General features: G+C 72.4%; 23 protein-coding genes. 12 read left to right on the top strand and 11 right to left on the bottom strand.

Features of this window, described 5'->3' with window-relative positions:
• Positions 1–142: 142 nt before the first annotated feature.
• Positions 143–1,132, top strand: coding sequence for an ATP-binding cassette domain-containing protein (locus IEX22_RS04190; protein ID WP_188666680.1), 990 nt, complete (start codon positions 143–145; stop codon positions 1,130–1,132).
• Positions 1,129–1,959, top strand: coding sequence for an ABC transporter permease (locus tag IEX22_RS04185; protein ID WP_188666673.1), 831 nt, complete (start codon positions 1,129–1,131; stop codon positions 1,957–1,959). Before IEX22_RS04190 ends, IEX22_RS04185 begins: the two co-directional genes overlap by 4 nt.
• Here IEX22_RS04185 and IEX22_RS04180 read toward each other — a convergent pair.
• Both IEX22_RS04180 and IEX22_RS04175 read right to left on the bottom strand, forming a co-directional pair.
• Positions 1,941–5,276: an ATP-binding protein gene (locus IEX22_RS04180; protein ID WP_188666671.1), complete on the bottom strand. Its 3,336-nt coding sequence runs from the start codon at positions 5,274–5,276 to the stop codon at positions 1,941–1,943. The two genes, IEX22_RS04185 and IEX22_RS04180, sit on opposite strands and share 19 nt — an antisense overlap.
• 210 nt (positions 5,277–5,486) lie before the next feature.
• A complete protein-coding gene (locus IEX22_RS04175; RefSeq protein ID WP_229659768.1) occupies positions 5,487–7,247 on the bottom strand; it encodes a purine-cytosine permease family protein in 1,761 nt (586 codons plus the stop codon).
• Between the two features lie 250 nt (positions 7,248–7,497).
• Between IEX22_RS04175 and IEX22_RS04170 the strand changes: the two genes are divergently transcribed.
• Complete coding sequence (locus tag IEX22_RS04170) at positions 7,498–8,874, top strand: ABC transporter substrate-binding protein (RefSeq protein WP_188666669.1); 1,377 nt, start codon at positions 7,498–7,500, stop codon at positions 8,872–8,874.
• A 68-nt stretch (positions 8,875–8,942) separates the two neighbouring features.
• Here the strand turns inward: IEX22_RS04170 and IEX22_RS04165 are convergent, their stop codons facing one another.
• The 5 genes from IEX22_RS04165 to IEX22_RS04145 are packed head-to-tail and all read right to left on the bottom strand — an operon-like array spanning position 8,943 to position 13,658.
• On the bottom strand, positions 8,943–9,830 hold the full coding sequence (locus tag IEX22_RS04165) for an alpha/beta fold hydrolase (protein WP_188666667.1): 888 nt from the start codon (positions 9,828–9,830) through the stop codon (positions 8,943–8,945).
• A complete protein-coding gene (locus IEX22_RS04160) occupies positions 9,830–10,843 on the bottom strand; it encodes a carbohydrate ABC transporter permease (RefSeq protein ID WP_229659767.1) in 1,014 nt (337 codons plus the stop codon). The genes IEX22_RS04165 and IEX22_RS04160 overlap by 1 nt, the downstream gene beginning before the upstream one ends.
• On the bottom strand, positions 10,840–11,793 hold the full coding sequence (locus tag IEX22_RS04155; RefSeq protein ID WP_229659766.1) for a carbohydrate ABC transporter permease: 954 nt from the start codon (positions 11,791–11,793) through the stop codon (positions 10,840–10,842). Before IEX22_RS04155 ends, IEX22_RS04160 begins: the two co-directional genes overlap by 4 nt.
• Before the next feature lie 32 nt (positions 11,794–11,825).
• Positions 11,826–12,857: a HoxN/HupN/NixA family nickel/cobalt transporter gene (locus IEX22_RS04150; RefSeq protein WP_188666665.1), complete on the bottom strand. Its 1,032-nt coding sequence runs from the start codon at positions 12,855–12,857 to the stop codon at positions 11,826–11,828.
• 42 nt (positions 12,858–12,899) lie between these two features.
• Positions 12,900–13,658 (bottom strand): EAL domain-containing protein, encoded by a 759-nt coding sequence (locus tag IEX22_RS04145; protein ID WP_229659765.1) that lies wholly within the window; start codon positions 13,656–13,658, stop codon positions 12,900–12,902.
• A gap of 70 nt (positions 13,659–13,728) precedes the next feature.
• On the opposite strand from IEX22_RS04145, the gene IEX22_RS04140 reads away from it, so the two are divergent.
• The 9 genes from IEX22_RS04140 to IEX22_RS16005 all read left to right on the top strand — a co-directional run bounded on the left by IEX22_RS04140 (position 13,729) and on the right by IEX22_RS16005 (position 22,345).
• Positions 13,729–13,965: a hypothetical protein gene (locus IEX22_RS04140; RefSeq protein WP_188666663.1), complete on the top strand. Its 237-nt coding sequence runs from the start codon at positions 13,729–13,731 to the stop codon at positions 13,963–13,965.
• A gap of 36 nt (positions 13,966–14,001) precedes the next feature.
• Positions 14,002–14,742, top strand: a complete 741-nt coding sequence (locus IEX22_RS04135; RefSeq protein WP_188666661.1) for a TlyA family RNA methyltransferase — start codon at positions 14,002–14,004, stop codon at positions 14,740–14,742.
• A gap of 64 nt (positions 14,743–14,806) precedes the next feature.
• Positions 14,807–15,790, top strand: coding sequence for an NAD kinase (locus IEX22_RS04130; protein ID WP_188666659.1), 984 nt, complete (start codon positions 14,807–14,809; stop codon positions 15,788–15,790).
• Positions 15,787–17,505 carry a DNA repair protein RecN gene (gene recN / locus IEX22_RS04125; RefSeq protein WP_188666656.1) on the top strand — a complete coding sequence of 573 codons (1,719 nt, stop codon included), beginning with the start codon at positions 15,787–15,789 and terminating at the stop codon, positions 17,503–17,505. Before IEX22_RS04130 ends, recN begins: the two co-directional genes overlap by 4 nt.
• Positions 17,502–19,223 carry a CTP synthase gene (gene pyrG / locus IEX22_RS04120; protein WP_306464425.1) on the top strand — a complete coding sequence of 574 codons (1,722 nt, stop codon included), beginning with the start codon at positions 17,502–17,504 and terminating at the stop codon, positions 19,221–19,223. Before recN ends, pyrG begins: the two co-directional genes overlap by 4 nt.
• Positions 19,224–19,226: 3 nt before the next feature.
• Positions 19,227–19,886: an NUDIX domain-containing protein gene (locus tag IEX22_RS04115; protein WP_188666653.1), complete on the top strand. Its 660-nt coding sequence runs from the start codon at positions 19,227–19,229 to the stop codon at positions 19,884–19,886.
• 3 nt (positions 19,887–19,889) lie between these two features.
• Positions 19,890–20,939, top strand: coding sequence for a site-specific tyrosine recombinase XerD (gene xerD / locus IEX22_RS04110; RefSeq protein ID WP_438816588.1), 1,050 nt, complete (start codon positions 19,890–19,892; stop codon positions 20,937–20,939).
• 35 nt (positions 20,940–20,974) lie between these two features.
• A complete protein-coding gene (locus tag IEX22_RS04105; RefSeq protein WP_229659764.1) occupies positions 20,975–21,502 on the top strand; it encodes an 8-oxo-dGTP diphosphatase in 528 nt (175 codons plus the stop codon).
• 144 nt (positions 21,503–21,646) lie between these two features.
• Entirely contained in the window at positions 21,647–22,345 is a 699-nt protein-coding gene (locus tag IEX22_RS16005) for a PadR family transcriptional regulator (protein WP_188666651.1), read from the top strand.
• Between the two features lie 76 nt (positions 22,346–22,421).
• Here IEX22_RS16005 and IEX22_RS04095 read toward each other — a convergent pair whose 3' ends face one another.
• Genes IEX22_RS04095 through IEX22_RS04080 form a run of 4 tightly spaced genes read right to left on the bottom strand, consistent with a single transcriptional unit; the run spans position 22,422 to position 26,812 of the window.
• On the bottom strand, positions 22,422–23,561 hold the full coding sequence (locus IEX22_RS04095) for a bifunctional 2-methylcitrate synthase/citrate synthase (protein ID WP_188666649.1): 1,140 nt from the start codon (positions 23,559–23,561) through the stop codon (positions 22,422–22,424).
• Complete coding sequence (prpB, locus tag IEX22_RS04090) at positions 23,558–24,508, bottom strand: methylisocitrate lyase (protein ID WP_188666647.1); 951 nt, start codon at positions 24,506–24,508, stop codon at positions 23,558–23,560. Before prpB ends, IEX22_RS04095 begins: the two co-directional genes overlap by 4 nt.
• A gap of 26 nt (positions 24,509–24,534) precedes the next feature.
• A complete protein-coding gene (locus IEX22_RS04085; RefSeq protein ID WP_188666645.1) occupies positions 24,535–26,064 on the bottom strand; it encodes an MmgE/PrpD family protein in 1,530 nt (509 codons plus the stop codon).
• A gap of 55 nt (positions 26,065–26,119) precedes the next feature.
• Positions 26,120–26,812: a GntR family transcriptional regulator gene (locus tag IEX22_RS04080; protein ID WP_188666643.1), complete on the bottom strand. Its 693-nt coding sequence runs from the start codon at positions 26,810–26,812 to the stop codon at positions 26,120–26,122.
• Positions 26,813–26,861: the final 49 nt, after the last annotated feature.

Raw genomic sequence — 26,861 nt, 5'->3', positions numbered from 1 at the left:
GCGGCGGCTGACGGCGTCGGCGATCGTCGCGGGTGAAACCGCCGCAACCGGCGGTGAAACCGGGGTGAGGCCGGACTGAAACCGGTGGGTCCGAGAGTGGTGTCGTGGCGATCGCCACGACGACCCACTGAAGGGAACCACCATGACCACCGAGAACGCTGTCGAGGCCAGCGGCCTCATCAAGCGGTTCGGGGCGAACACCGCCGTGGACGGCATCGACCTGACGGTCGAGCAGGGCCAGGTGTTCGGCGTCCTCGGACCCAACGGCGCCGGCAAGACCACGACCATCCGGATGCTCGCCACGCTGCTGCCGATCGACGGCGGCCGGGCCCGCATCCTGGGCCATGACGTCGCCCGCGACCCCCACGCCGTCCGCGGCCTGATCGGCCTCACCGGGCAGTACGCGTCCGTCGACGAGGAACTGACCGCCCGCGAGAACCTCACCATCTTCGGACGCCTGCTCGGCCTGTCCGGCCGAGCGGCCACCGCCCGAGCCAACGTGCTGCTCGAGCAGTTCGCCCTCACCGAGGCCGCGACCCGTCCGCTCCGCCAGTTCTCCGGCGGCATGCGCCGACGCCTGGACCTGGCCGCGAGCCTGATCGCCCAGCCGCCGCTGATCTTCCTCGACGAGCCCACCACCGGCTTGGACCCCCGCACGCGCGGCCAGATGTGGGACACCATCCGCGACCTCGTCCGCGGCGGCTCCACCATCCTGCTGACCACCCAGTACCTCGACGAGGCGGACCAGCTCGCCGACCGGATCGCCGTCATCGACCACGGCCGGAAGGTCGCCGAGGGCACCCCCGACGACCTGAAGAGCAGCGTCGGCTCGGCCTCGCTCTCCCTCCGCCTGACGGACGCGAGCCGGCTGCCCGACGCCGCCCTGCTGGTCGAGCGTCAGCTCGGGGTGGCCCCGGCGCTCACCCCGGAGGCGTCCCGGCTCGTCGCCCCGCTGGCCAGCACCGGCCGCACCGTGGACGTCCTCACCGGGCTGCGCGACGCCGGCATCGACGTCGCCGAGGTCGCCGTCCACAAGCCCAGCCTGGACGAGGTCTTCCTCGCCCTCACCGCCGACCCCACCCCCGCCGCCGCGAGCGACGAGGCCGCACCCGTGATGGAGCCCGCCCGATGAGCACCTCGACCCTCACCCCCGCCCCCCGCAGAACGACCGCGACCGCCGCGGCCGCACCTCCGCTGTCCCTCCGCCGGTCCGTGGAGCAGACGTTCACCATGGCCCACCGGTCGCTGATCAAGATCCTGCGCAAGCCGGAGGAGATGTTCGACGTCATCCTCCAGCCGATCCTCTTCACGGTGATGTTCACGTTCATCTTCGGCGGGGCCGTGGCCGGCTCCATCGGCTCCTACCTGCCGATGATCATCCCCGGCATCCTGGCGCAGACCATGATCAGCGCCTGCATGAGCGTGGGCACCGGCATCCGCGAGGACATGGAGAAGGGCGTCTTCGACCGCTTCCGGTCCCTGCCGATGTCACGGATCGCGCCCCTGGCCGGGCCGATGATCGCGGACCTGATCCGGTACCTCATCGCCACCGTGCTGACCTTTGCGGTCGGGTTCGCACTCGGCTACCGGCCCTCCGGCGGGGCGCTCGGCGTGGTCGGCGCCGGCCTCCTCGTCATCGTCAGCGCGTGGGCGCTGTCCTGGATCTTTGTCTTCCTCGGCACGGTGGCGCGCAGCGCCCGTGCCGTGCAGGCCATCGGCATGATGATCCTGTTCCCGCTCACGTTCCTCTCAAACGCGTTCGTCTCACCGGACACCATGCCGGACTGGTTGCGGGCGTTCGTCCAGGTCAATCCCGTCTCCCACCTCGTCTCGGCGGTCCGGGATCTGTGCAACGGCGGCGGCGTGACCATCGAGGTGTTCTGGACGGTCGTGTGCCTCGCCGTGGTGGTGGCCGTCTTCGCCCCGCTGGCCCTCTGGGGCTACCGCCGGCGCACCTGATCGGTGTCGTCGGCCGGGCCGGCGTCGGTGTCCGCCACCGGACCGGCACCGGCCCGTAGCGGCGTGAGCACCTCCGCGAGGATCTCGCGGCACCGGTCGAGCAGGGCGTCGTCCTCGAGCGCGGCCAGCTCGGCGGTGGCCGCGTCGAAGACGTCGGCCGCCCCCTCCCGGGCCAGGGTCCGGACGGGATCGAGGCTCATCGACGGATACGTGCGGTTGTAGTCCAGCCGCAGCGCGACGGCGAGCAGTCGGGCACCGGCCCGGCTGCTCGCCGTCCCCGTGTCCCCACTGCGGGTCCGGCCGGCGGCGAGCAACCACGACGCGAGGGCGAACACCACGGTCCCGTACTGCGGACGGTCGAGGAACGGCGAGGCCGTCCAGCCGACGACCGAGAGCAACCAGTCGCTCAGCGCGGCGGCAACGTCGTCACCGGTCAGCGGCCGCTGGTGCCGCGCGAGGATGGCCACGTGCAGGGCCATCGCCGTGCCATACCAGACATTCGGGCGGTCCATGCTCGCGAAGAACCCCTGCTGGTCCCGCGCGTCGTCAGCGAGGTCCCGCAGGATGCGCTCGGCGTCGTGCACCCGGCCCTCGGCCGCCGCGATCTCGGCCGTCACGGTGCCTGTCACCAGCCGGAACGGCGCCGGACCGCCGTCGCGCTGCGGCGGCACCCGGTCGACGACGGCGAGGTGCGCCCGTGCGTCGTCCAGATCGCCGCGAGCCATCGCCGCCATCAGACACACCGCGTGCGCCTGGACGAGGTTCTCCGCTGACCCGAGGGATCCGATCAACGGCAGCACCGGCTCCACCCAGCGCCGCGCTCCCTCGGCGTCGGCACGACCGAGGCACAGTTCGCCGATGCGCAGGTGCACCCCGGCGCGCAGCCAGGGCGCGACGTCGCCGAGCAGGGGGACCAGGGAGGTCAGATCCGCGATCGCGTCGGCGACGCGGCCCTGGTTCTCGGTGAGGAAGGCCCCGAGGAACGCCACGACGACCCGCTCGGTGGTGCCCGCGCCGGGCCCCGGCTCGAGCGGATCCCCGCGCGTGACGGTGTGGAGCACCTCGGGGAACCGCCGGGCGAGGGCGCGCATCGCGTGCACCTGGTCCGGTTCGTCGTCGGTCCCCGGTGCCGCATCGAGCAGGGTGCGCAGCGACCGCACGTTCAGGGCCCGGGAACGGAGGGAGAACGTCCCGCTCGGATCGTCACGGGTGTAGAGGATGAGCACGCTGAGCGTGTCCGCCGTGACGGCGACCTGGTGGTCAGTCCCTCCGTGCGCGACGATCCGGTCCGCCTCCCGGCGCGCCACCTCACCCAGGGGGCCGGCCAGGGCCGACAGGGTCGCCTCGTCGTCCATCAGACCCAACCCCATGCCGACGGCGGCGGCGATGGGCAGGGCCCGCGGGTCGCCGTCCTCGACGGCCAGCCGGAGCGCGCGGGTGAGATTCTCCGCGTCCGCGGCGACGCGGGCGAGCACGCCCGGCTGGTCCGGTCCGTGCAGGGCCCTCCGCTCGGCGGTGCCCCGGTCCGCCGCCCACGCGATCAACCGGTCCCGCACGGCCCCGGGATCGGTCTGCCGCGGCGCGGCGAACTCGCGGACGGTCTCGAGCAGGCGATACCGCACCCCGGGCACGGGCAGCACCGCGACGTGCGCCGTCCGGCCACCCTCGAGCACCGCCAGGAGCGACTGGTCGACCAGCGCGTCGAGCACGTCCTCCGGGTCCGCACCCGGGCCGGCATCGGGATCGCCGCTCACCAGGGCGGCCGCGGCGGTGGGGGTGAAGGCGTCCGGGAAGGCGGTCAGCGCCGCGAGGGCGTTCCGCTCGGTGGCGCTGAGCAGGTCCCAGCTCCACTCGATCACCGCCTCGAGGGTGCGGTGCCGGTCCGGTCGGTCGCGGTCCCGGCCCCGCAGCAGGGCGAAACGGTCGGTGAGCCGGGCGGCGATGTCCGTCACGGTCAGCGTCCGGACGCGTGACGCGGCGAGCTCGATGGCCAGGGGAAGACCGTCGAGCCGCTCGCAGACCGCGGACACGGTGTCGGTGTCCAGGTCGGCGTCCGGCCGGACGGCCAGGGCCCGTCGGGAGAAGAGGTCGACCGACTCGGCGAGCGTGAGCTGGCGGGGGGCGAACACGGCCTCGGCGGCGATCCGCAGGGGAGCGCGACTGGTGGCCAGCACGGTCACCCGTCGGCAGGTCGCCACGATCGCGGCGGTGAGGTCGGCCACGGCGTCGACGATCTGCTCGCAGTTGTCCAGGACGAGCACGGCGCGCGAGTCGCGCAGTCGATCGAGGATCACCTGTCGCGGCGTCAGGGCCGCTCGCGGGGCGCCCACGCTCGCCCGGCCGGTGCCGCCGAGCTGACCGGCGAGGTACCCAGCCAGATCGTCGGCCGAGGTGACGGTGACCAGCTCGACGTAGATCACGGTGGCGGTCGTCAGCCGGTCGGCGACGGCGAGGGCGAGCGTCGTCTTGCCCAGGCCGCCGGGCCCGACGATCGTGGTCACCCGGCTGCTGCGGGTGAGCGCCACGACGGCGTCGATGGCCTCCTTCCGGCCGACGAGCTCGGTGGCGGTGGCCGGCGCGGCGCCGGCGCTCCCGCCGGCCAGCAGGTCGGCGTGCACCGCCGTGAGATCCGGACCCGGATCGGCGCCGAGGGTGTCACGCAGCCGGCGCCGATACCGCTCGAACCGGGTCAGCGCAGCCGCGGTGCCGGTGACCGACGCCTCGGCGCGCAGCAGCCGGGCGAGCACCACCTCGTCGTCGGGGGCGGCGGTGGCCTCCTGCTCCAGGCTCGGCAGCGCCTCGGCCCAGCGGCCCAGATCGGCCAGGGCGAGCGCTCGGATCCGGGCAGCCCGGCGGTGCGCGCCGGTCATCACGGCGGCGACGTCGGCGCCGGGCGAGCTCTCCCCGGGGTCGGCGGTCTCCGGTGACACACCGTGGGCGCTCATGGCGAGCACCCGGTCGGCGAAGTCCAGCGCGGCATCCGGGTGGCCCTGCCGGAGGGCGGTCTCCGCGGCGTCGACGTCCGCGAGCGTCCGCCGCAGGTCGACGCCGTCGTCCTCGGCCAGCCGGTACCCGTCCGCCGTGGTCGTGACGGCGTCCGCGCCCCACTGCGCGCGGATCCGGGAGACGACGACCTGGACGGCCTTGGCGGGATGGGTCGGTTGCCGGCCGTCGGCCCACAGGCCGTCGACGAGGGCGGCGGTCGTGAGGTCACCGGCGGGGGAGAGGGCCAGCAGACGGACGAGGTCGCGGGCCCGGGTGCCGGTCAGCGGCCTTCCGTCGCGGGCGACGTCCTCGACGACGGTGATCCGGTGCACGGCTCCACGGTACTGGGCGGCGGGGCGAACCGACGCGTTCCCGGTCGCGCGCCACGTCGAGGTTCGGGCGACGATGTGGCCCGGACGTGGTGAGGGGTGGTCGGGCCTCCCCAGTCGGCCCGACCACCCCGGCTTTCACTCTAGGGAGAGTGACTGGAGCATTTCAATGGTTTTGTCGATCCGACATGCGGTGATCGTCCAGCGACCGCGTCACGAGCGCGTGGCCGGCTCCGTTTCCGGCTCGTTCACCCGGGCAGGTGACAGCGCCGCCGTGGCGGTGATCGCACCCGCTCGTCCCGGCGCCGGAGGGTCGGCCGGCAGGAGGTGCTCCCCGGTCCGATCGGTCGCCAGCGCGAGCGAGGAGATGAACAGCGGTTCGCCGTCGGGCCCGCTCCGGGCCGATGCGAGCATGTCGGGCCGCTCGAAGTCCAGGCCCGTGACACAGCAGCGCAGCCGGACGTCGGACGGGTTGCCCTCGGCGTCGACCATCGGGATCGCAATGCCGTCGTCGGACCGGCGCAGGTAGTACCGGCCCCGGGTCGCGACCGCGAGCACCGGGGGTAGCACGACGGCCAGGCCGACCGCCACGATCGGGGAGAACGGCTGCACACCCGGACCGAAGGCCCCGAAGAACACCGCGATCGAGGCGAGCGCCGAGGCCAGCATCGACACGAACCCCACCGGGTTGACGGCGTAGAGCATGCCCCGGCGGAACTCAGGGGCCTTCGGCGAGATCTTCAGCAGGTACTTGTTGATCCCGATGTCGGTGGCGACGGTGACCACCCACGCCATCGCGCAGTTGGCGTAGAACCCGAGGATGGTGTTGAGCACGTCGAACATGTTCGCCTCCATCAGCGCCAGGGCGATGCCGAGGTTGACGAGCACGAACACCAGCCGGCCCGGATAGGTGCCGGTCACCCGGGTGAAGCTGTTGGTCCAGGCCAGCGAGCCGGAGTACGCGTTGGTGACGTTGATCTTGATCTGCGAGATGACCACCAGCACGACGGCGAGGGTCATCGCCAGCCAGGCCGGCATCATCTCGGCGTACACGCCGAGGAACTGGTGCACCGGCTCGTTCGCCGTCGCCGACGCCGCCGGGTCGAGGTTCGCGATGACGTAGACCGCGATGAACAGGCCGATGGCCTGCTTGAGCGCCCCGAACACCACCCACCCCGGGCCGGCCATGACCACGGCGGTCCACCAGGCGCGGCGGTTGGCGTCCGTGCGGGGCGGCATGAACCGCAGGTAGTCGATCTGCTCGGCGATCTGGGCCATCAGGGACAGGCAGACGCCCGCCGCGAGCATCACGGACGCCAGGTCGGGGGACCCCTCTCCGGCCTGGCCGCCGTACGCGAAGAACTGCGACACGGACTCCGGGTGCGTGGCCACCAGGTACACCAGCGGGATCACCATCAGCAGCAGCCACAGCGGCGTCGTCCACACCTGCAGCTTCGCCAGGATCTTCATCCCGTAGATCACCAGCGGGATGATCATCAGGGTCGAGAGAGCGTAGCCGACCGGCCGGGGGATGCCGAGGCCGAGTTCAAGGCCCTGAGCCATGATCGAGCCCTCGAGTGCGAAGAAGATGAACGTGAAGGTCGCGAAGACGATGTTCGTGACCACGGACCCGTAGTAGCCGAAGCCGGCGCCCCGGGTGATCAGGTCCAGGTCGATGTTGTACCGGGCCGCGTAGTAGGCCAGCGGTAAGCCGGTGACGAAGATGATGACGGCGGCGACGCCGATGCCGAGCAGGGCGTTGACGGTGCCGTGGGCCATGCCGATGTTCGCGCCGATGGAGAAGTCCGCCAGATACGCGATGCCGCCCAGAGCGCTGGTGGCGACGACCGCCGGCCCCCAGCGCCGGTAGGACCGTGGGGCGAACCGCAGCGTGTAGTCCTCGAGCGATTCGCGGGTGGCCGCACGGGCGGCGTCGGTGTCGGCCGGCGGTGCGGCCGGAGATGCGGTGCTCATCGTGGTCCTCCCGGGGTGCGGGCGAGCGGATGCTGACCCTCCCACCCTGACGAGTCACCGTTGCGCCCACGTCAGCGCCGTGTTTCCCGGCGGTGACACCTGCACCGGCGACGCCCTCGCGAGCCCGGGACGGGGTCCAGCGCGCCGAGTTGCCCCGGTCTGGTGCCTGGTCTACGTTCATCTCACAGCGTGCTGATGTAGGGACGCACCGTTTGCCGGTCGTTCGCCGGCCCCTGATCGGAGGACAACGATGTCGCTTCCCGTCCGGCCCGCGTCGGCCGTACTCCTCGTTTCCGCTCTCGCCCTGACGGGTTGCGCCGGCGGCAGTGACTCCGGTGGAGACGACTCCTCCGAGGCGGCGTCGTTCGGCGCGAGCCCCTCCGGCACCCTGAGCGCCTGGGCGTTCGACAACGCGGACGACGTGGGCAAGGCCCGCCTCGCCTACGCGCAGAGCCAGGTCGGCGGGGTCACCGTCAAGCTGGACCAGACGTCGTTCGACTCGCAGAAGTTCACCACCCGGGCCGCCTCCGGCGACCTGCCCGACGTCGTGCAGATGGACCGGGCGCTGGTCGGCACCTACGCCGCGCAGGGCCTGATCAAGCCGCTCGACCAGTGCTACGCCGCGCACCACGTGGACGCGTCGACGCTGTTCTACCCGGCGGTCGCCGACTCGGTGAAGTACAGGGACCAGCTGTGGGCGGTGCCGCAGTTCTACCAGCCCGCCGCCATCATCACGAACACCCGCGTGCTGGACGAGGCCGGGGTGAAGGCCGAGCAGATCGACACCTCGAAGCCCGACGACCTGGTGGCCGCAGCCAAGACAATGTACAAGGCCAGCGGCGGCGCCCCGACCCGGCTGGGGTTCGACCCCGTGGCGACGGGCCAGCCGGAGCTGTGGATGCTCGCCAGCGGCGGCAAGCTGATGGACGACAGCGGCAAGCCCACCCTCGACGACGCGAAGAACGTCACCGCGATCGAGACACTGAAGAAGATCTCCGACGCCCAGGGCGGGCACGCGAAGATCAAGAGTTTCTCCGACGCCTTCGACACGTTCGGCAAGAACAACCAGTACGTCAAGGATCAGGTGGGGGCCCAGGCCAACGCCCAGTGGTACCTGAACGTGCTCTCCCCGTACGTGGCGCAGGAGAAGATCTCCGCCGTCGCCTTCAAGGACACCGAGGGCAAGCCCATCACCTACGCCGGTGGCAGCGCCTTCGTCATCCCGGCCAGCGCCAAGAATCCCGACGCCGCGTGCGCCTGGGCACTCAGCCTCGTCTCGCAGCCGGCATGGGACGCCGCGGCGAAGGCCCGGTCCGAGACGCTGGCCAAGACGCCGGGCGCGATCAACACCGGCCTGTTCACCGGCTCGCCGGCCGCCGACACCGCGATCCGGCAGAAGTACGTCAAGGCGACCGGCAACGCGGGCTTCGACGCGGCGATCAGCACCTTCTACGACATCGTCGACGACGGGAAGTCGATCGGCGTCTCGCCCGCCGGCGAGGCGATCAAGAACGAACTGAAGAACGCCATCACGGCGGCCCTGCTCGGCCAGAAGGAGCCGCAGCAGGCGCTCGCGGACGCGCAGGCCGCCGCGATGCGCTCGTACAACCAGACGGCGGACCAGTAGCCGCCGGCGTCACCGCGACCGACGGAGGGGGTCAGCCGACCGGGCCGATCCCTCCGTCGTTGCCGGCGTCAGCCCTTCGGGCTCGGGGCGGCCACGTCCGCGAGGAACGACCGGAGCGCCGCCGTCAGCTCCTCGGGAGCCTCCTCCGCGAGGTGGTGACCGGAGTCGATCCCGTGGCCGCGCAGGTCGCTCGCCCAGCTCCGCCAGATCGCCAGCGGATCCCCGTACAGGTCCTCGAGGTCGTCCCGGCGGGACCACAGCACCTGCACCGGCATCGTCAGCCGCCGCCCGGCGGCGCGGTCGGCCCGCTCGGCGGCGGCGTCGACCGTCAGCCCCGCCCGGTAGTCCTCGAGCATGGCCAGGACCACGTCGGGGTCCCGCACGGCCGCCCGCCACTCGGCGTGATTCTCCGCGCCCATGGTGTCCGGGTCGCCCCGGTACCAGGCGTCGGGGTCGGCGGTGATGACTCGCTCGGGGATTTCCGGCTGGGCGTAGAAGAACCAGTGCCACCAGGCGGTGGCGAAGCGGGCGTCGGCGCGATCGAGATGCTCGCTCAGGGGAAGGCAGTCGAGCAGGCTGACGCAGGAGACGGCCGCGGGGTGGTCCAGTGCCAGCCGAAGCGCGACGTAGCTGCCGCGGTCGTGTCCGACGAGGGCGAACCGCTCGTGCCCGAGGCTGCGCATGACCGCGAGCATGTCGCCCGCGACGGCCCGCTTGGCGTGGGCGGAGTGGTCCGGGGACGGTGCCGGCCCCGTCGATCGGCCGTAGCCGCGCAGGTCCGCGCACACGACGGGCAGGCCGGCGTCCGCCAGCAGGGGCGCGACCCGGTGCCACGTCGCAGACGTCCGCGGGTGCCCGTGGAGCAGCAGCACGGGCAGCCCGGCCCCGGCACGGTGCCGGGTGAGGATCACGGCGTCGCCGACGTCGATCCGCTCCTCCGTGAAGCCGTCGAACATCAGCCCTTCCGGCCCTGCGTGGCCACGCCCTCGATGAAGTAGCGCTGCGCGAAGGAGAACAGCAGCAGCATCGGGATGGTGACCACCAGCGCCGCGACCATGACGTACTGGTAGTCGCCGTGCCCGCCGTTGGTGGGCGAGAACATCGTCATCGCCCGCGCGATGCCCAGCGGCACCGTGTAGCCCTCCTCGGAGCCGGCGTTGAGGTAGATCAGCGCGGCCTGGAGATTGTTCCAGCTGGCCTGGAACTCGAAGATGAAGATGATGATGAGCGAGGGGACGGACAGGGGCAGCGCGATCCGGCGGAACATGCCGACGTAGCTGGCGCCGTCGATGCGGGCGGCCTCGAACAGGTCCCGCGGCAGGCCCAGGAAGAACTGGCGCTGCAGGAAGATGTAGAACGCCGACCCGAACAGGTTCATCCCGAACAGCGGGATCCAGGTGCCCAGCACCCCGAGGTTCTTCCAGATCAGGTACTGCGGCACCATGGTCACGGCCCCGGGCAGCATCATGGTCGCCAGCACCAGGCCGAACAGCAGGTTCCGGCCCGGGAAGCGGAAGTAGGCGAAGCCGAAGGCGACGACGGCGCTGGAGATGGTGACCAGGCCGGCCGCGATGACGGCGATGAGCACGCTGTTGCCCAGCCAGCTGAGCAGGGGCAGCTGCTGCCAGACCTGCACGTAGTTCTCGGGGGTGAAGGTCTGGGGGATCAGCCGGTTGTCGAACACCTCGCCGCGCGGCTTCAGGCTCGCGGCGAGCAGCCACACCAGCGGGTAGAGGAACAGGGCGGTGAACCCGAGCAGCAGCACCCACAGCAGCACGGTGCACGGCCGGACGCGCCGACGGCGGCGGCCGGCGGGCTCGACGGGGGCCGCGCCCGGGGCCGCGACGAGCACCGGGGAGGGCGCGGTGCCGCCCGTGCTGACGCCGGTGGCCGTCGTCGCCGTCGTCCCGCCCACCACGGCCCCGGAAGCGACGCGTCGCATCGGTGCGGGTTCGGTTCGCTCGCTCACTGCGCGCCTCCCTCGTAGTACACCCAGCGCTTCGCGAGGCGAGTCTGGATCAGGCTGATCAGCATGATGATGACGAACAGCAGCCACGCCATAGCCGAGGCGAAGCCGAAGTTGAAGTCCCGGAACGCCTGCTGGAACAGGTAGATGCCGTAGAACAGCGACGCCTCGGGGGATGCGTTCGACTGGTCCCGCCAGAACAGCAGGTACGCCGAGTCGAACACCTGCAGCGCGGCGATGGTCAGCACGATGACGTTGAAGAAGATGGTGGGCGAGATCATCGGCACGGTGATGGAGAAGAAGCGGCGAACCGGCCCGGCCCCGTCCAGCGCCGCCGCCTCGTACAGGTCGAGCGGCACCGCCTTCAGGGCGGCGAGGAAGATCACCATGGTGCCGGAGACGCCCCACAGGGTCATCAGCACGATCGACGGTTTGACCCAGGTCGGGTCGACCAGCCACTGCGGGCCCGGGATCCCGATGGCCCGCAGTGCCTGGTTGATGGCGCCCGTATTGCCGTTGAGCAGCAGCAGGAACACGGACGCCGTGGCCACGGCGGGCGTCATCTTGGGCAGGTAGAACACCGACCGGAAGAAGCCGGCGCCGCGGCCGACCCGGGACAGCAGGAGCGCCAGCAGCAGCGCGAAACAGATCTCCAGGGGCACCGCCATGACGGCGAAGTAGAGCGTGTTGGCCAGCGCGGTGGCGACCTTCGGGTCGGCGAAGAGCTGCTCGTAGTTGCGGGTGCCCACCGGGCGGGCGAGGTTCGTCGCCAGGTTGTACCGGCTGAAGGAGATGACGAGGCTGTAGGCCATCGCGCCGACCGTGAAGACGAGGAAACCCACGATCCAGGGCGAGATGAACAGATACCCGGCGATGGCCTCACGCCGGCGCATGCGGGACATCCGGGGCCGGGTGGCCGCCCGCGACCTCGTCGTCACGGAAGTTGCGTTCATGACGTGAAGCGTACTTACCGTGACCGGTCCCGTCACGTCGGGGTGCGGGTGCGCAGCAGCGTCACGGCGAACGCGACCGCGAAGAAGCCGACCAGCGCGACGCCCGCGTACTGCAGGTCGACGGCGGCGAGCCGGCCGAGCACCGGCACGTCCCCGAGCAGCTCGGTGCCCAGTGCCGCCAGGGTGACGGCCGCGACGCCGACGGCGGCCAGGATCGAGACGCCGGTGACGACGGTGTTGTAGGTCAGCCGCCGGCGCCGGTCACGCAGCGCCCACCCGTACGCGCGTTCCATCAGGACGGCGTCGAGCGTGTCGACCAGGGTCATCCCGGCGGCGAACACGACGGGCAGGGCGAGCGCCGCCCACGCGGGCAGCAGGGCGGCGGATCCCGCGGCGATGACGATCAGCCCGATCGTCGTCGCCGTGTCGAAGCCGAGCCCGAACAGCAGCCCGACCGGGTACATCGCTCGGGGCGTGTCGATCCGCCGCAGCGGTGCGGCGAACAGCCGGGTCAGTGGGCCGCCCGCCGGCGCGGGCACCCGGTCGCCGTCGGTGCCGAGCGCGCGCCGGGTGGCGGCCAGCATCCGCAGGTTCAGCACCGCGATCAGCAGCAGGAACGCGCTGGAGACGAGGGGTCCCCACACCCCGGTGAACCGGCCGAGCGGCGACCCGTCGTCGGCGAGCTGGTCGCGCAGCACCGCGACGCCGGCGGTGATCAGCACGACCGCCGCGAACACGACGGTGCTGTGCCCGAGGGCGAACCAGAAGCCGGTGGTGGCGGCGCGGGGCCGGCCGGCGTCGGCTGTGCCCGTCGAGTCTCCGTCTGACCGGTCCAGCAGCCGGCGGGTCGTGTTGTCGATCGCCGCGATGTGGTCCGCGTCCAGGGCGTGCCGCGCGCCGAGCAGCCAGCACGTCACGCCCAGGCCCAGCACGGTCGGCGCGGATCCCGGTGCCGTCACCGCGGCGGCGCCGAGGGTCGCCGCGCCGAGCGCCGTGAGGACACCGATCGCGACGACGACCGGGAGCAGCGCGCGGGACGACGCGGCGGGTGCGAGTGATGCCATGCCCCGAGACTAGTGAGACGCGGTTACCTGCGTATTGCGGCCTCAGAGGGCGACGGCGATCTCCGGTAGCGACTCGAACCCGGGCCGCGCGTACAGGAACCCCTGGTGGTACCGGATCCCCAGGTCGCGCAGCGCCCGCCCCTCCTCGAGCGTCTCGATCCCCTCGGCGATCAGCACCGTGTCCAGGTCCGCGCACAGGCCGACCAGGGCGCGGGCCACCGCCTGCCGGCGCCGATCGGTGTCGATGCCGCGCACCAGCTCCCGGTCCAGCTTCACCAGGTCGGTGGGGAAGCGGGCGAACAGGTCCAGCCCGGAGTGACCGGCCCCGAAGTCGTCGACGGCCACGGCGAACCCGATGTCCCGGTAGGTGGCGATGATCGCCTCCAGGTGATCGGGCGACGCCATCTGCTCGTTCTCCGTGAACTCGAAGATCAGCCGCTCCGGAGGGAACGCGTACCGTTCCGCCGTGCGCAGCGTCAGCTGGATGCAGGCGACGGGCGAGTACACCGCGTTCGGCAGGAAGTTGATGGACAACCGGGCGTCCGTGTCGGCGATGCCCGCGGCCATCGCCGTCTCGATCGCCTTGACGCGGCACGCCTGGTCGAAGCCGTACCGGTTCGCCTCGGTCACCTGGCCCAGCACGCTCATCGCGCCCTGCCCCTCGGGCCCGCGGACCAGCGCCTCGTACGCGAAGGTCGTCGACGTCTCGACGTCGACGATCGGCTGGAAGGCCATGGAGAAGGCGATGTCCAGCTCGTCGCCGTTCCGGCAGGCGCGGCAGGCGCCTCGGGGGGAATGCACCACCCGAGGATAGCGGCGTCGCGTCCGGTGGCCGGCCTCGACGTGCGGGCCGGGACCTAGACTGGCGGGCGTGAACGATCGCGAGGCGCCGGACGTGACGGAGCTGGGGGAGCCACCGGAGTGGCCCGACCTTCCCGACCTGCACGACCCGGCACTGACCGACGACGCCGTCCGCGGCATCCTCGAGCGTCTCGACGCCGTCCGCACGGGGGCCGCCGACGACCCGACGGCGGTGTACGCCGACCTGCACGCGGCCCTGACCGCCGAGTTGGACGCCCCCGAGGGCCCACGGCCCCATGACCGGTGAGCCGGGCCCGGTGAGCCGGCTCGTGAGGCGGGCCCGGTGAGCCGGCTCGACGTCGAGCTGGTCGCCCGCGGGCTGGCGCGCTCCCGCACCCACGCCGCGTCCCTGGTGCGCGAGGGCCGGGTCACCGTCAACGGGTCGCCGGCGGCCAAGCCCTCGGCCGGCACGGCAGCCGACGACGTCGTCGACGTCACCGCGGCGGACGAGGAGTTCGTCAGCCGCGCCGGGCACAAGCTCGCCGGCGCCCTGCGGGCCTTCCCCGACGTGCGCGTGCACGGGCGCCGCTGCCTCGACGCCGGTGCCTCCACGGGCGGGTTCACCGACGTGCTGCTGCGCGCCGGCGCCCGCGAGGTCGCCGCCGTCGACGTCGGGCACGACCAGCTCGTCCCGCAGCTGCGCGACGACCCCCGCGTGCGGGTCGTCGAGGGCCTGAACATCCGGCACCTGACCGCCGCCGACATCGGCGGCCCGGTCGAGCTGACGGTCGCCGACCTGTCGTTCATCTCGTTGCGCCTGGTGGTCGAGCCGCTCGCCGCGGTCACCGCCCCGGGCGGGGACCTGCTGCTGATGGTCAAACCCCAGTTCGAGGTGGGCCGGTCCCGGCTCGGCAAGGGCGGCGTCGTCGTCGCGGAGGCCGACCGGCGCGCCGCCGTCGACGGCGTGATCGCCGCGGCAGGCGAGGCGGGGCTCACCCTCCGCGGGGAGGCGGTCAGTCCCCTGCCCGGCCAGGACGGCAACGTCGAGTTCTTCCTGTGGCTCGGCGCCCGCCTCGCCGCCTGACCCGGTTGTCACCAGCCGGTCCGGGTCCGGCGGTGGGGGGCACCCGAGCGCCTACCATCGAGTCATGACCCGCCGCATCCTCCTGTTGCCTCACACCGGACGCCCCGACGCCATCGACGCGACGGTGACCACGGCGAAGCAACTGCAGGACGAGGGTCTCGCGGCGGTCCTGACCCGCACCGACCGGGACGCGCTCGCCGACGTCGGCGTCGAGGTCGCGTGCGGGGAGATCCTCAACGAGCACGTCAGCCTCGCGGACGTCGAGCTGGGCATGGTGCTCGGCGGCGACGGCACCATCCTGCGGTCGGCCGAACTGGTGCGGCACTCCGCCGTCCCGCTGCTCGGCGTCAACCTCGGACACGTCGGCTTCCTCGCCGAGAGCGATCGCACCGACCTGGCCGAGACCATCCGCCAAGTGGCCGACCGGGCCTACGACATCGAGGAGCGGATGACCATCGACGTCGCCGTGTGGCGCGACGGCCGGCAGGTGGACCACAACTGGGCCCTGAACGAGGCCAGCGTGGAGAAGTCCGACCGGGCGCGGATGATCGAGGTGGTGATGGAGGTCGACGGACGCCCGATCAGCACCTTCGGCTGCGACGGCGTCGTGATGGCCACGCCGACCGGGTCCACCGCGTACGCGTTCTCCGCCGGTGGCCCGGTGGTGTGGCCCGAGGTGGACGCCCTGCTGATGGTGCCGCTGAGCGCCCACGCGCTATTCGCCAAGCCCCTCGTCGTCGCGCCCACCTCCACCCTCGCCGTCGAGGTGCTCAACCGCACCGACGCCTCCGGCGTGCTCTGGTGCGACGGGCGTCGTGCGACCGAGGTGCCCACCGGCTCCCGGATCGAGGTGACCCGCTCGGCCACGCCGGTGCGGCTGGCCCGCACCCACGTCGCGCCGTTCTCGGAGCGGCTGGTGCGCAAGTTCTCCCTGCCCACGGCCGGCTGGCGGGGACCCTCGGTCGCGCATCCGGTGACCGGGGCGGTGCCGGTGCCGCCGCGGGACCAGGACGAGCCCGACGACGCCGCCGCCGAGGCGCGGCGATGATCGAGGAGATCCGCATCAGCGACCTCGGGGTCATCACCGAGGCGACCCTGCCGCTCGGTCCGGGCCTCACCGTGGTCACCGGCGAGACCGGGGCGGGCAAGACCATGGTCGTCACGGCGCTGGGGCTGCTGCTCGGGGCCCGTGCGGACGCCGGCGCCGTGCGCGCGGGTGCCGCCTCCGCCGTCGTCGAGTCCACCGTCCGGCTCGCCCCCGGCGCCGGGGCCACCACGGCGGTCAGGGCGGCCGCCGAGGACGCCGGGGCCGTGCTGGACGACGCGGGTGACGCCCTCGAGCTGCTGATCGCCCGCACCGTCAGCGCCGAGGGTCGCAGCCGCGCCCACGCCGGGGGCCGGACCGTGCCCGTCGGGGTCCTGGCCGGCATGGGGCAGCACCTCGTCGCCGTGCACGGCCAGTCGGACCAGCTGCGGCTGGCCTCACCGGCCGCCCAGCGCACCGCGCTCGATGCCTTCGCCGGGGCCGAGCTCGCCGCGGCCCTGGGGGAGTACCAGCGCACCTGGCGTCGCCACGCGGACGCCGCGGCCACCCTGCGGGAGCTGACCGAGCACCAGCGCGAGCGGCTGCGCGAGGCCGAGAGCCTGCAGGCGGCGCTGGAGGAGATCGACACCACCGACCCGCAGCCGGGGGAGGACGACGCCCTGCGCGCCGAGGCGCTCAAGCTCGGCAACATCGAACAGCTGCGCATCGCCGCGCTCACCGCGCACCAGGCGCTGGTGTCCGACGGCGTCGACGACGCGCCCGACGTCGCCCGGCTGGTCGACGCGGCGCGCCGGGCCCTGGAGGCGGAGTCCGGTGACGACGAGGAGATCGCCGCGGCCGCGAAACGCGTCGCCGAGGTCGGCTACCTCGTCGCCGACATCGCCTCCGACCTCGCCGGCTACTCCGCCCGGCTCGACGAGAGCGGGCCCGCCCGGCTCGCCGAGGTCGAGGACCGGCGCGCCGCCCTGACCACGCTGACCCGGCGCTACGGCTCCACCATCGACGAGGTGCTCGACTGGGCCGCCACCTCCCGCACCCGGCTCGACGAGCTCACCGACGACAGCAGCCGGATCGAGGCCCTGCAGGCCGAGGTCGCCGAGGCGGAGACGGCGATGACCGAGCAGGCCGCCACGGTGACCGCCCTCAGGGCCGAGGCCGCGGACCGGCTGGCCACCGCCGTCAGCAGCGAGCTGACCGCCCTGGCCATGAAGGACGCGACCCTGGTCGTCCGCGTCGAGGGCGGCGGCGAGCCCGGCCCGCACGGCGCCGACGAGATCGCCATGCTGCTCCAGCCCCACGCCGGGTCCGCGCCGCGGCCGCTGGGCAAGGGCGCCTCGGGCGGTGAGCTCTCCCGCGTCATGCTCGCCCTCGAGGTGGTGCTCGCCCAGGTGGACCCGGTCCCGACCTTCGTCTTCGACGAGGTCGACGCGGGTGTGGGCGGCAAGGCGGCGGTCGAGATCGGCCGACGACTCGCCCGGCTGGCCCGGCACGTGCAGGTCATCGTCGTCACCCATCTGCCACAGGTGGCCGCCTTCGCCGACCGGCACATCCGCGTGCTCAAGACCTCCGACGCGTCCGCCGGCGTGACCACGAGCGACGTCTCCGTGCTGGACGCCGAGGACCGCGTCGTCGAGCTCGCCCGCATGCTGGCCGGTCAGGAGCAGTCCGCGACGGCGCGCGCGCACGCCCGGGAACTGCTCGAGGCCGCGCGCGCCTGATAGGCTCGAACTCCGTGGTGCAGCGAACGAATACACACAGCGGATCCCCGGCCAAAGGCTCGTCCACGATGACGCGTCACATCTTCGTGACGGGGGGTGTGGCGTCCTCCCTCGGCAAGGGCCTGACGGCTTCCAGCCTCGGTCACGTCCTGCGCAAGCGCGGTCTCTCCGTGACGATGCAGAAGCTCGACCCGTACCTGAACGTGGACCCCGGCACCATGAACCCGTTCCAGCACGGTGAGGTGTTCGTCACCGACGACGGCGCCGAGACCGACCTGGACATCGGGCACTACGAGCGGTTCCTCGACGAGAACCTCAACGCCTCCTCGAACGTGACCACCGGCCAGGTGTACTCCTCCGTCATCGCCAAGGAGCGCCGCGGCGAGTACCTCGGTGACACCGTGCAGGTCATCCCGCACATCACCGACGAGATCAAGAACCGGATGCGGTTCGCGGCGAGCACCCCGAACGCGCCGGACATCATCATCACCGAGATCGGCGGCACCGTCGGCGACATCGAGTCGCAGCCGTTCCTCGAGGCCGCGCGCCAGGTCCGTCAGGACATCGGCCGGGCCAACGTGTTCTTCCTGCACGTCTCCCTCGTGCCGTACATCGGCCCGTCGCAGGAGATGAAGACCAAGCCGACGCAGCACTCCGTCGCCGCGCTGCGCAGCATCGGCATCCAGCCCGACGCCATCGTGCTGCGGGCGGACCGGCCCGTCCCGGACGCCATGCAGATCAAGATCGGCCGCGCCTGCGACGTCGACCCCGAGGCCGTCATCGCCTGCCCGGACGCGCCGAGCATCTACGACATCCCCAAGACCCTGCACGCCCAGGGCCTGGACGCGTACATCGTCCGCCACCTCGGCCTGTCCTTCAAGGACGTCGACTGGACCGACTGGGACCGGCTGCTCGAGGCCGTGCACCACCCCAAGCACGAGGTGGAGGTCGCGCTCGTCGGCAAGTACATCGACCTGCCCGACGCCTACCTCTCCGTCACCGAGGCGCTGCGGGCCGGCGGGTTCGCGACCGACGCGAAGGTGTCGCTGCGCTGGGTCCGCTCGGACGAGTGCGCGACGCCGGACGGCTCCCGGAAGGCGCTCGACGGCGTGGACGCGATCTGCGTGCCCGGCGGCTTCGGCATCCGTGGCCTCGAGGGCAAACTCGGCGCCCTGCGCTGGGCGCGCGAGAACCAGGTGCCGGCGCTGGGCCTGTGCCTGGGCCTGCAGTGCATGGTGATCGAGTACGCCCGCAACGTCGTCGGCTGGGAGGACGCCTCCTCCAGCGAGTTCGAGTCCGACTCGACGCACCCGGTGATCGCCACCATGGCCGAGCAGAAGAGCATCGTGGCCGGTCAGGGCGACATGGGCGGCACCATGCGGCTCGGCCTCTACCCGGCGGACCTGGCCGAGGGGTCGATCGTCTCCGAGGTCTACGGCGCCACCAGCGCCTCCGAGCGGCACCGGCACCGGTACGAGGTCAACAACGAGTTCCGTCCGCAGATCGAGGCGGCGGGCCTGGTGTTCTCCGGGCTGTCCCCGGACCGGGAGCTCGTCGAGTACGTCGAGCTGCCCCGGGACGTGCACCCCTACTACGTGGGCACCCAGGCGCACCCCGAGCTCTCCTCCCGGCCGACCCGGCCGCACCCGCTGTTCGCCGGCCTCGTGCAGGCCGCCCTGCAGCGCCAGCGCGACGGTCGCCTGGTCGAGGTGAACTGAGGCATGGCGACGCCCCTGCAGGACACCCACCGCGAACGGTTCACCCGCGGCTCCGACGTCGTCTTCGACGGCAAGATCTGGGACGTCCGGTCCGACACCTTCTCCCTCACCGAGGACGGCGAACCGATCACGCGGGAGTACGTCGCGCACACCGGCGCCGTCTCGATCGTGGCGTTGAACGACGACGGTCAGATCCTGCTGATCAACCAGTACCGGCACCCGGTGCGGATGAATCTGTGGGAGATCCCGGCCGGGCTGCTCGACGTCGAGGGGGAGGACGTGCAGACCGCGGCCGCCCGGGAGCTGGCCGAGGAGGCGGATCTGATCGCCGAGCGGTGGAACGTGCTCGTCGACTTCCACAATTCGCCGGGCTCCTCCTCCGAGGTGCAGCGGGTCTACCTCGCCCGCGGGCTGCGGCCCGTGCCCGAGGCCGACCGGCACCAGCGCGAGGACGAGGAGGCCGAGATCGAGACCGGCTGGTTCGACGTGCAGGACGCCGTCACCGCCGTGCTCGCGGGCCGGCTGCACAGCCCGTCCGCCGTCGTCGCCGTCCTCGCCACCGCCGCGGCCCAGGCCACCGGCTTCGATCACCTGCGGCCCGCCGACGCGCCGTTCCCCGAGGACCCCACCCGGCCCGAGAACCGGCCGCGCAACCGCGGCTGAGCGGTGACCCGCGTCGTGCCCCCGGTCGACCCGGGCGGTGTCCCTCCGCAGACTGGTCCGGTCGACTCGTCGGACGACCCGTTCCGGGCGAGTCCGCTCGGGCGGGCCGCGGGGGAGTACCTCGTGCACGTCAGCGTCGAGCGGGGCCTGGCCGGCAACACGCTCGCCGCGTACCGGCGGGATCTGCGCCGGTACCTGCACTTCCTGGCCTCCCGGTCGGTGACCCGGCCGGCCGACGTCGCCCGGGCCGACGTGACCGCGTTCGCGCAGGCGCTCGGTGACGGGTCCGACGGCGGGGCGGCGCTGAGCGTGCGGTCCGCTGCGCGCACCGTCGTCGCCGTCCGCGGCCTGCACCGGTACTGGGCGCTCGAGGGCGTCACCCCCACCGACCCGGCCGCCGAGGTGCACCCCCCGATGCCGGGCAAGCGGCTGCCCAAGGCGATCACCGTGGACGAGGTGGATCGGATCCTGGCGGCGGCCGGCTCGGACACCGCGACGGGGCTGCGCGACCGGGCGCTGCTCGAGTTCCTCTACGCGACCGGGGCGCGAATCAGCGAGGCGGTGGGGCTGGACGTCGACGACGTGTACCTGGCGTCGTCCTTCGCCGACGAGGGGCCGGGCACCGACGGCGGGGAGATGACCGACGTCGTCCGGTTGTTCGGGAAGGGATCGAAGGAGCGGGTGGTGCCGCTCGGCTCGTACGCCGTGCGGTCGGTGGACGCCTATCTGGTGCGCGGCCGGCCGGCGCTGGCGGCCAAGGGCAAGGGCGACCCGGGCTTGTTCCTCAACGCCCGGGGCGGGCGACTGAGCCGGCAGAGCGCGTGGAGCATCCTCAAGGCCGCCGCCGAGAAGGCGCAGATCACCCGCGAGGTCTCCCCGCACACGCTGCGCCACTCGTTCGCGACCCACCTTCTCGAGGGCGGTGCGGACGTCCGGGTGGTGCAGGAACTGCTGGGCCACGCGTCCGTCACGACGACGCAGGTGTACACCCTGGTCACGGCGGACACCCTGCGGGAGGTCTACGCGGCCGCCCACCCGCGCGCCCTGGGGTAGCGGGCGGTGCCCGACCGCCGCACTACGCTGGGAGCGTGTCGATCCCGCCCGTGACCGTCCCGGATCTGCCGACCCGGGAGACGCTGACCCCGATCGCCCTGTGCTTCCCGCTCCGCGAGCGTGACGGCGTCCCCGAGGTGCTGCTCGGCCTGAAGAAGACCGGCTTCGGGGTGGGCCGGATGGTCGGACTCGGCGGCCACGTCGAACCGGGGGAGAGCGATGCTCAGGCGGCCTGCCGGGAACTGGCCGAGGAGTCCGGCCTGACCACCTCGCTCGAGGACGTGAACCTCGCCGGCGTCGTCGACTTCCACTTCCCCGCCAGGCCCGCATGGTCGATGGCGACGGCGTTGTTCACGACCCGACGGTGGGGCGGCACGCTGCGGGAGACGGCCGAGATCGCGCCGGAGTGGTTCGCCCACCAGCAGTTGCCCGTCGAGCGGATGTGGGCCGACGCCGAGCACTGGTTGCCCCGGATGCTCGCCGGGGAGCGCCGCCACACCGTCGTCGTCCTCGCCGACGACAACGCCACCGTCCGCGCCAGCTGGAGCGTTCCGCTCGATTGAGCAGGAGGACCGGACCCCTTGTATCGCGTTGTATCGCGATATATCGTTAACGCACGCACCGCGGGAGTTCCGTCGAGGGCCCACGATGCGGGCGGACCGGAGATCCGGTTCGTCGACCTTTCAGCAGCACAGGAGGTCGCGATCATGCGACACCATCATGGATTTCCCGGCTCGGACGAGGGCCCCGAGGGCGGCCGCGGCTTCGGTCCCGGCGGCTGGGGCGGCCCCGGTTGGGGCGGCGCCGGCCGCGGTGGGTTCGGACCCGGCTTCGGTGGCGGCGGCGGGGGCCGACCGCCCTGGGCCGGCGGCGATCCCGCCGCCTGGTTCGGTTCGATGGGCTTCGGCCCGCGGGGCTGGGGCGGGCCCGGCGGACGGCGTCGCGCCGGCCGTGGCGACATCCGCCTGGCGGTCCTCGCCGTCCTGACCGAGGCGCCGTCGAACGGGTACGGGGTGATGAAGACCATCGCCTCGCGCACCGAGGACGCCTGGACGCCGAGCGCCGGATCGATCTACCCGATCCTCTCCCAGCTCGTCGACGAGGGGCTCGTCGCCGGCGAAGGGCAGGGCCGCAGCGTCGAGTACGCGCTCACCGACGAGGGCCGTGCCTACGTCGAGGAGCATCGCGAGACGATCGACGCCGTGTGGGACACCGCGCCCTCGCACGGCCCCTGGCCCGGTTCCGAGACCATCGAACTGTTCAGCAGCATCGCCGAACTGGCCAAGGCGGCCAAGCAGCTGCGCAACGCCCCCGAGGCGCAGCAGCGCGCCGCCATCAAGGAGGTCGACGCCGCGCGGCGGGCGATCTACCGGATTCTCGCGGAGGAGGAGGACACCGAGGAGTAGCCCACCCCGGAACGCCGACGGCCGGCGGCCACCCGGAGAGGGCGACCGCCGGCCGTCGCCGTGGGGACGGCGAGCCTCAGCTCACGTGACGCTCGTCCGGGCCGTTGTACGCGCTCAGCGGCCGGATCAGGGCGTTGGACTCGAGCTGCTCCATGATGTGGGCGGTCCACCCGGAGATCCGCGAGGCGACGAACAGTGGGGTGAACGTCGGGGTGTCGAAGCCCATCAGGTGGTAGGCGGGGCCGGCCGGGTAGTCGAGGTTCGGCTTGATGTTCTTCGCCTCGCCCATCGACTTCTCGAGGCCGTTGTACAGGCCGAGCAGCTCGGGCCGGTCGTAGTGCTCGATCATCGCGTCCAGGGCGGCCTTCATGGTCGGCACCCGGGAGTCGCCGTTCTTGTAGACGCGGTGCCCGAAGCCCATCACCTTCTTCTTCTGCGCCAGGGCGTCGTCCATCCACGCTTTCGCCCGGGCCTCGGCCTCCTCGGCGGTCTCCTCCTGCCGGATGCCGATCTCGTCGAAGGTGTGCATCACGGCCTCGTTGGCGCCGCCGTGCAGCGGACCCTTGAGGGCGCCGATCGCGCCGACGACGGCCGAGTGCAGGTCCGCGAGGGTCGAGGTGATGACGCGGGCGGTGAACGTGGAGGCGTTGAAGGAGTGCTCGGCGTACAGGATCATCGAGACGTTGAACGCCTCGACGACCGGCGGCGCGGCCTCCTCGCCGAACGTCATCCACAGGAAGTTCTGCGCGTAGCCCAGGTCGTCGCGCGGTTCCACGAGCTCCTGGCCGCGGCGGCGGCGCTGGTCGTAGGCGACGACGGCGGGCATGGCCGCCAGCAGGGACTTCGCCTTGGCGAGGTTCGCCTCCCGTGACGAGTCCTCCGCGGTCGGGTCCTGCGCGCCGAGCACGGACGCGGCGGTGCGGCACACGTCCATCGGGTGACAGGTGGCGGGCAGGGCGTCGATGATCTGCTTCAGCTCGGGGGAGAGCGCCCGGTGGGACCGCTCGAACGCGGTGAACTCGGCCAGCTCGCTATCGGACGGCAGCTCGCCGTTCCACAGCAGCAGGGCCACCTGCTCGAAGCTGCACGAGGCGGCGAGCTCCTGCACGGGATAGCCGCGGTAGAGCAGCGAGTTGGTCTCGGGGTTGACCTTGGAGACCGCGGTGGTGTCGACGACGACGCCCGCGAGCCCCTTCTTGATGTCGGTCTCGGTCATGAGGAAGCTCCTGTCGTCGTCGGTCCGGTCGTGGGTGTGCCCGGGACCTGGAAGTTGAACACCCCGGTGTCGAACCGGTTGTACGCCTCGTAGTCAACGAGATCGTACAGCCGCGCCCGGGTCGCCATGTCGGGGACCGCACCGGCCTGCGTGCCGTCCGCGGCCAGGGTGTCGAGCGCCCGCTCGGCCGCTCCGAGCGCGATCCGCAGCAGGGTCACGGGGTAGATCACCAGGGCGACACCGGCGTCGGCCAGCTGCTTCCGGGTGAACAGGTCGGACTTGCCGAACTCCGTCATGTTCGCGAGCACCGGTACGTCCACGGCCGCACAGATGGCCGCGAATTCCTCGACCGTGGCCATCGCCTCGGGGAAGATGGCGTCCGCGCCGGCGTCGACCAGGGCCTTCGCCCGCTCGACGGCGGCGTCCAGACCGGCGGGGCCCGTGTCCGTGGCGCGGATGTCGGTGCGGGCCATGATCAGGAAGTTCTGGTCGCGGCGCCCGTCCGCGGCCGCCTTGATCCGCTTCAGCGCCGTCTCGGTGTCGACGACGGCCTTGCCGTCCAGGTGGCCGCAGCGCTTGGGGTTGATCTGGTCCTCGATGTGGCACCCGGCCAGGCCGGCGTTCTCGAGTTCCTGCACCGTGCGGGCGACGTTCATCGGTTCACCGAAGCCCGTGTCCGCGTCGACCAGGGCCGGCAGGTCGGTCATCCGGGCGATCTGCCCGGCCCGCGTGGCGACCTCGGTCAGCGTCGTCAGCCCGATGTCGGGCAGGCCGAGGTCGTTGGCGAGAACGGCGCCGGAGATGTAGACCCCGTCGAAGCCCTTCTGCTCGATCAGCCGCGCGGAGAGCGGGTTGAACGCGCCGGGGAACTGCCGGGCGGTGCCGGGGACGAGCAGCTCCCGGAGTTTCGACCGCTTGGCCTGCGGTGTCGTCGTGGAGTACAGCATCGGAGTGGATCCTCTCGGAAGAAAACTCAGAACAGGCCGGCCGGGGCCGCGGCGAGGTCGATGACCCCGCCGGCGGCCTGGATGTTGAGGGTGTCCAGCTCCCCGGCGCCCAGCTCGGGCAGGCGCGCGGCGGCGTCGAGGAAGCGGTCCATCTCGGCGGGCTCGACCAGCCCGGTGGCCAGGGTGCGGAACTTCTGGACGTACTGGTCGCGGCCGAAGGGTCGCGCGCCGAGGGGGTGCGCATCGGCGACGGCGATCTCGTCGGTGATGACCCGGCCGTCGGTCAGCGTGATCTCCACGGAACCGCCGAACGCCTTCTCCGCGATGTCGAGGGAGTGGTACCGGCGGGTCCACTCGGGGTCCTCGGCCGTGGTGACCTTGCGCCACAGCTCCACGGTGTCCGGCCGGCCGGCGCGCTCGGGAGCGTAGGAGTCGACGTGGTGCCAGGCGCCGTCCTGCAGGGCGACCGTGAAGATGTACGGGATCGAGTGGTCCAGAGTCTCCCGCGACGCCGTCGGGTCGTACTTCTGCGGGTCGTTGGCGCCGGAGCCGATCACGTAGTGGGTGTGGTGGCTCGTCTTGATCAGCACGGACGCGACGTTCGCCGGGTCGACCAGCTCGGGGTGCTCGCGGTGCAGCTTGCGGGCCAGGTCGATCCAGGCCTGCGCCTGGTACTCGGCCGAGTGCTCCTTCGTGTAGGTGTCCAGGATGGAGCGCTTGGCCTCGCCGGCGGCGGGCAGCGGCACGTCGTAGGCGCCCTGCGGACCGTCGAGCAGCCAGGCGATGACGCCGTCCTCGCCCTCATAGATCGGCACGGGGGAGGTCTGGCCGCGCATCGCCCGGTCGACCGCCTCGACGGCCATCTTGCCGGCGAGGGCCGGCGCGTGGGCCTTCCACGTGGAGATCTCGCCCTTGCGGGACTGCCGGGTGGCCGTCGTCGTGTGCAGGGCCTGGCCGACGGCCTGGAAGATCGTCTCCACGTCCAGGCCGAGCAGGGTGCCGATGCCGGCGGCGGCGGAGGGCCCGAGGTGGGCGACGTGGTCGATCTTGTGGGCGTGCAGGCAGACGGCCCGGACGAGGTCGACCTGGATCTCGTAGCCGGTGGCGATGCCGCGCACCAGGTCCGCGCCGCTGCGGCCGGTGTGCTGCGCGACGGCGAGGATCGGCGGGATGTTGTCGCCGGGGTGGGAGTACTCGGCGGCCAGGAACGTGTCGTGGTAGTCGAGCTCGCGCACGGCGACGCCGTTGGCCCAGGCGGCCCACTCGGGGGACGTCCGGTGCTCGGCCGCGCCGTCGAGCCCGAACAGCAGGGCGCCCGCCCCGCCGCGGGAGGCCGGGTGGGTGAGGGCCTGGGCGCGAGCGGCGACGATCGGCCCGCGGTTCAGTGACGCGATCGCGACCGAGGCGTTGTCGATCACGCGGTTGATCACCATGGCGGTGACCTCGTCGTCGACGGCGACCGGGTCGGCGGCGACCTCGGCGATCAGGTGGGCGAGCTGCTGCTCGCGCGGCAGGTTCTCGTCGCTGCGGTGGACGCGCACGTGGTGGGTCTGCATCGGTGGGAGGTCCTCTCGAGTGGAGCGGGTGACGTGGACGGGACGGATGAGCGGGTCAGGGAGCCACGCCGGCGGCGGCCGGCCGCGGCGCGTCGGCCGTGATGGCGGTCGTGATCCCGGCCAGGGCGTTGGCCAGGTGCAGACGCGTCGCGGCGACGGCGAGGTCGGCGTCGCCCGCGGCGATCGCGTCGGCGATGGCGGCGTGTTCGAGGGCGGACGTGGCGAGGCGACGGGGATTGTCCCGGGCCAGACGGCGCAGGCGGGTGAGCTGGGCGCGCAGCCGGCGCTGCGCCTCGAACAGGTGGGGGTTCGCGACGGCGTCGTCGACGGCCTCGTCCAGCCGCGCGACCAGCGCATAGTAGGCGTCGGTGTCGTTGCCGGACCGGTCCTCGTCGAGCCGGAGGACGTCCGCTGCGGCGCGCAATCGGTCACCGAGTTCGGCGAAGACGGCCGGATCCGCTCGTCGGGCCGCGAGGGCGGCAGCGCGCCCGTCGAGCGCGACGCGCACGTCGAACAGATCCCGCGCGTCGTCGAGCGACACGGCCGTGACCGTCACCCCGCGACCGCCCTGCGGTGCGGCCAACCCGTCCGCGACGAGCCGGCTCAGGGCCTCCCGCACCGGGGTGCGCGACACGCCCAACCGGCCGGAGAGCTCGACCTCAGCGAGCACCGTCCCCGGGGGGATCCGCCAGTCCACGATCTCCGTGCGCAACCGGACGTACGCCATGTCGCTGGCTCGCCTGCCCATTGCGTCCTCTCCGGTCGGCGTCGTCACCGCACGGTCGTCAGTGTATACA

It is taken from the genome of Tersicoccus solisilvae (genome assembly GCF_014643255.1).
In the GTDB taxonomy this organism is placed as follows: Bacteria; Actinomycetota; Actinomycetes; order Actinomycetales; family Micrococcaceae; genus Tersicoccus; species Tersicoccus solisilvae.
This window is presented reverse-complemented; position numbering and strand designations above follow the sequence as displayed.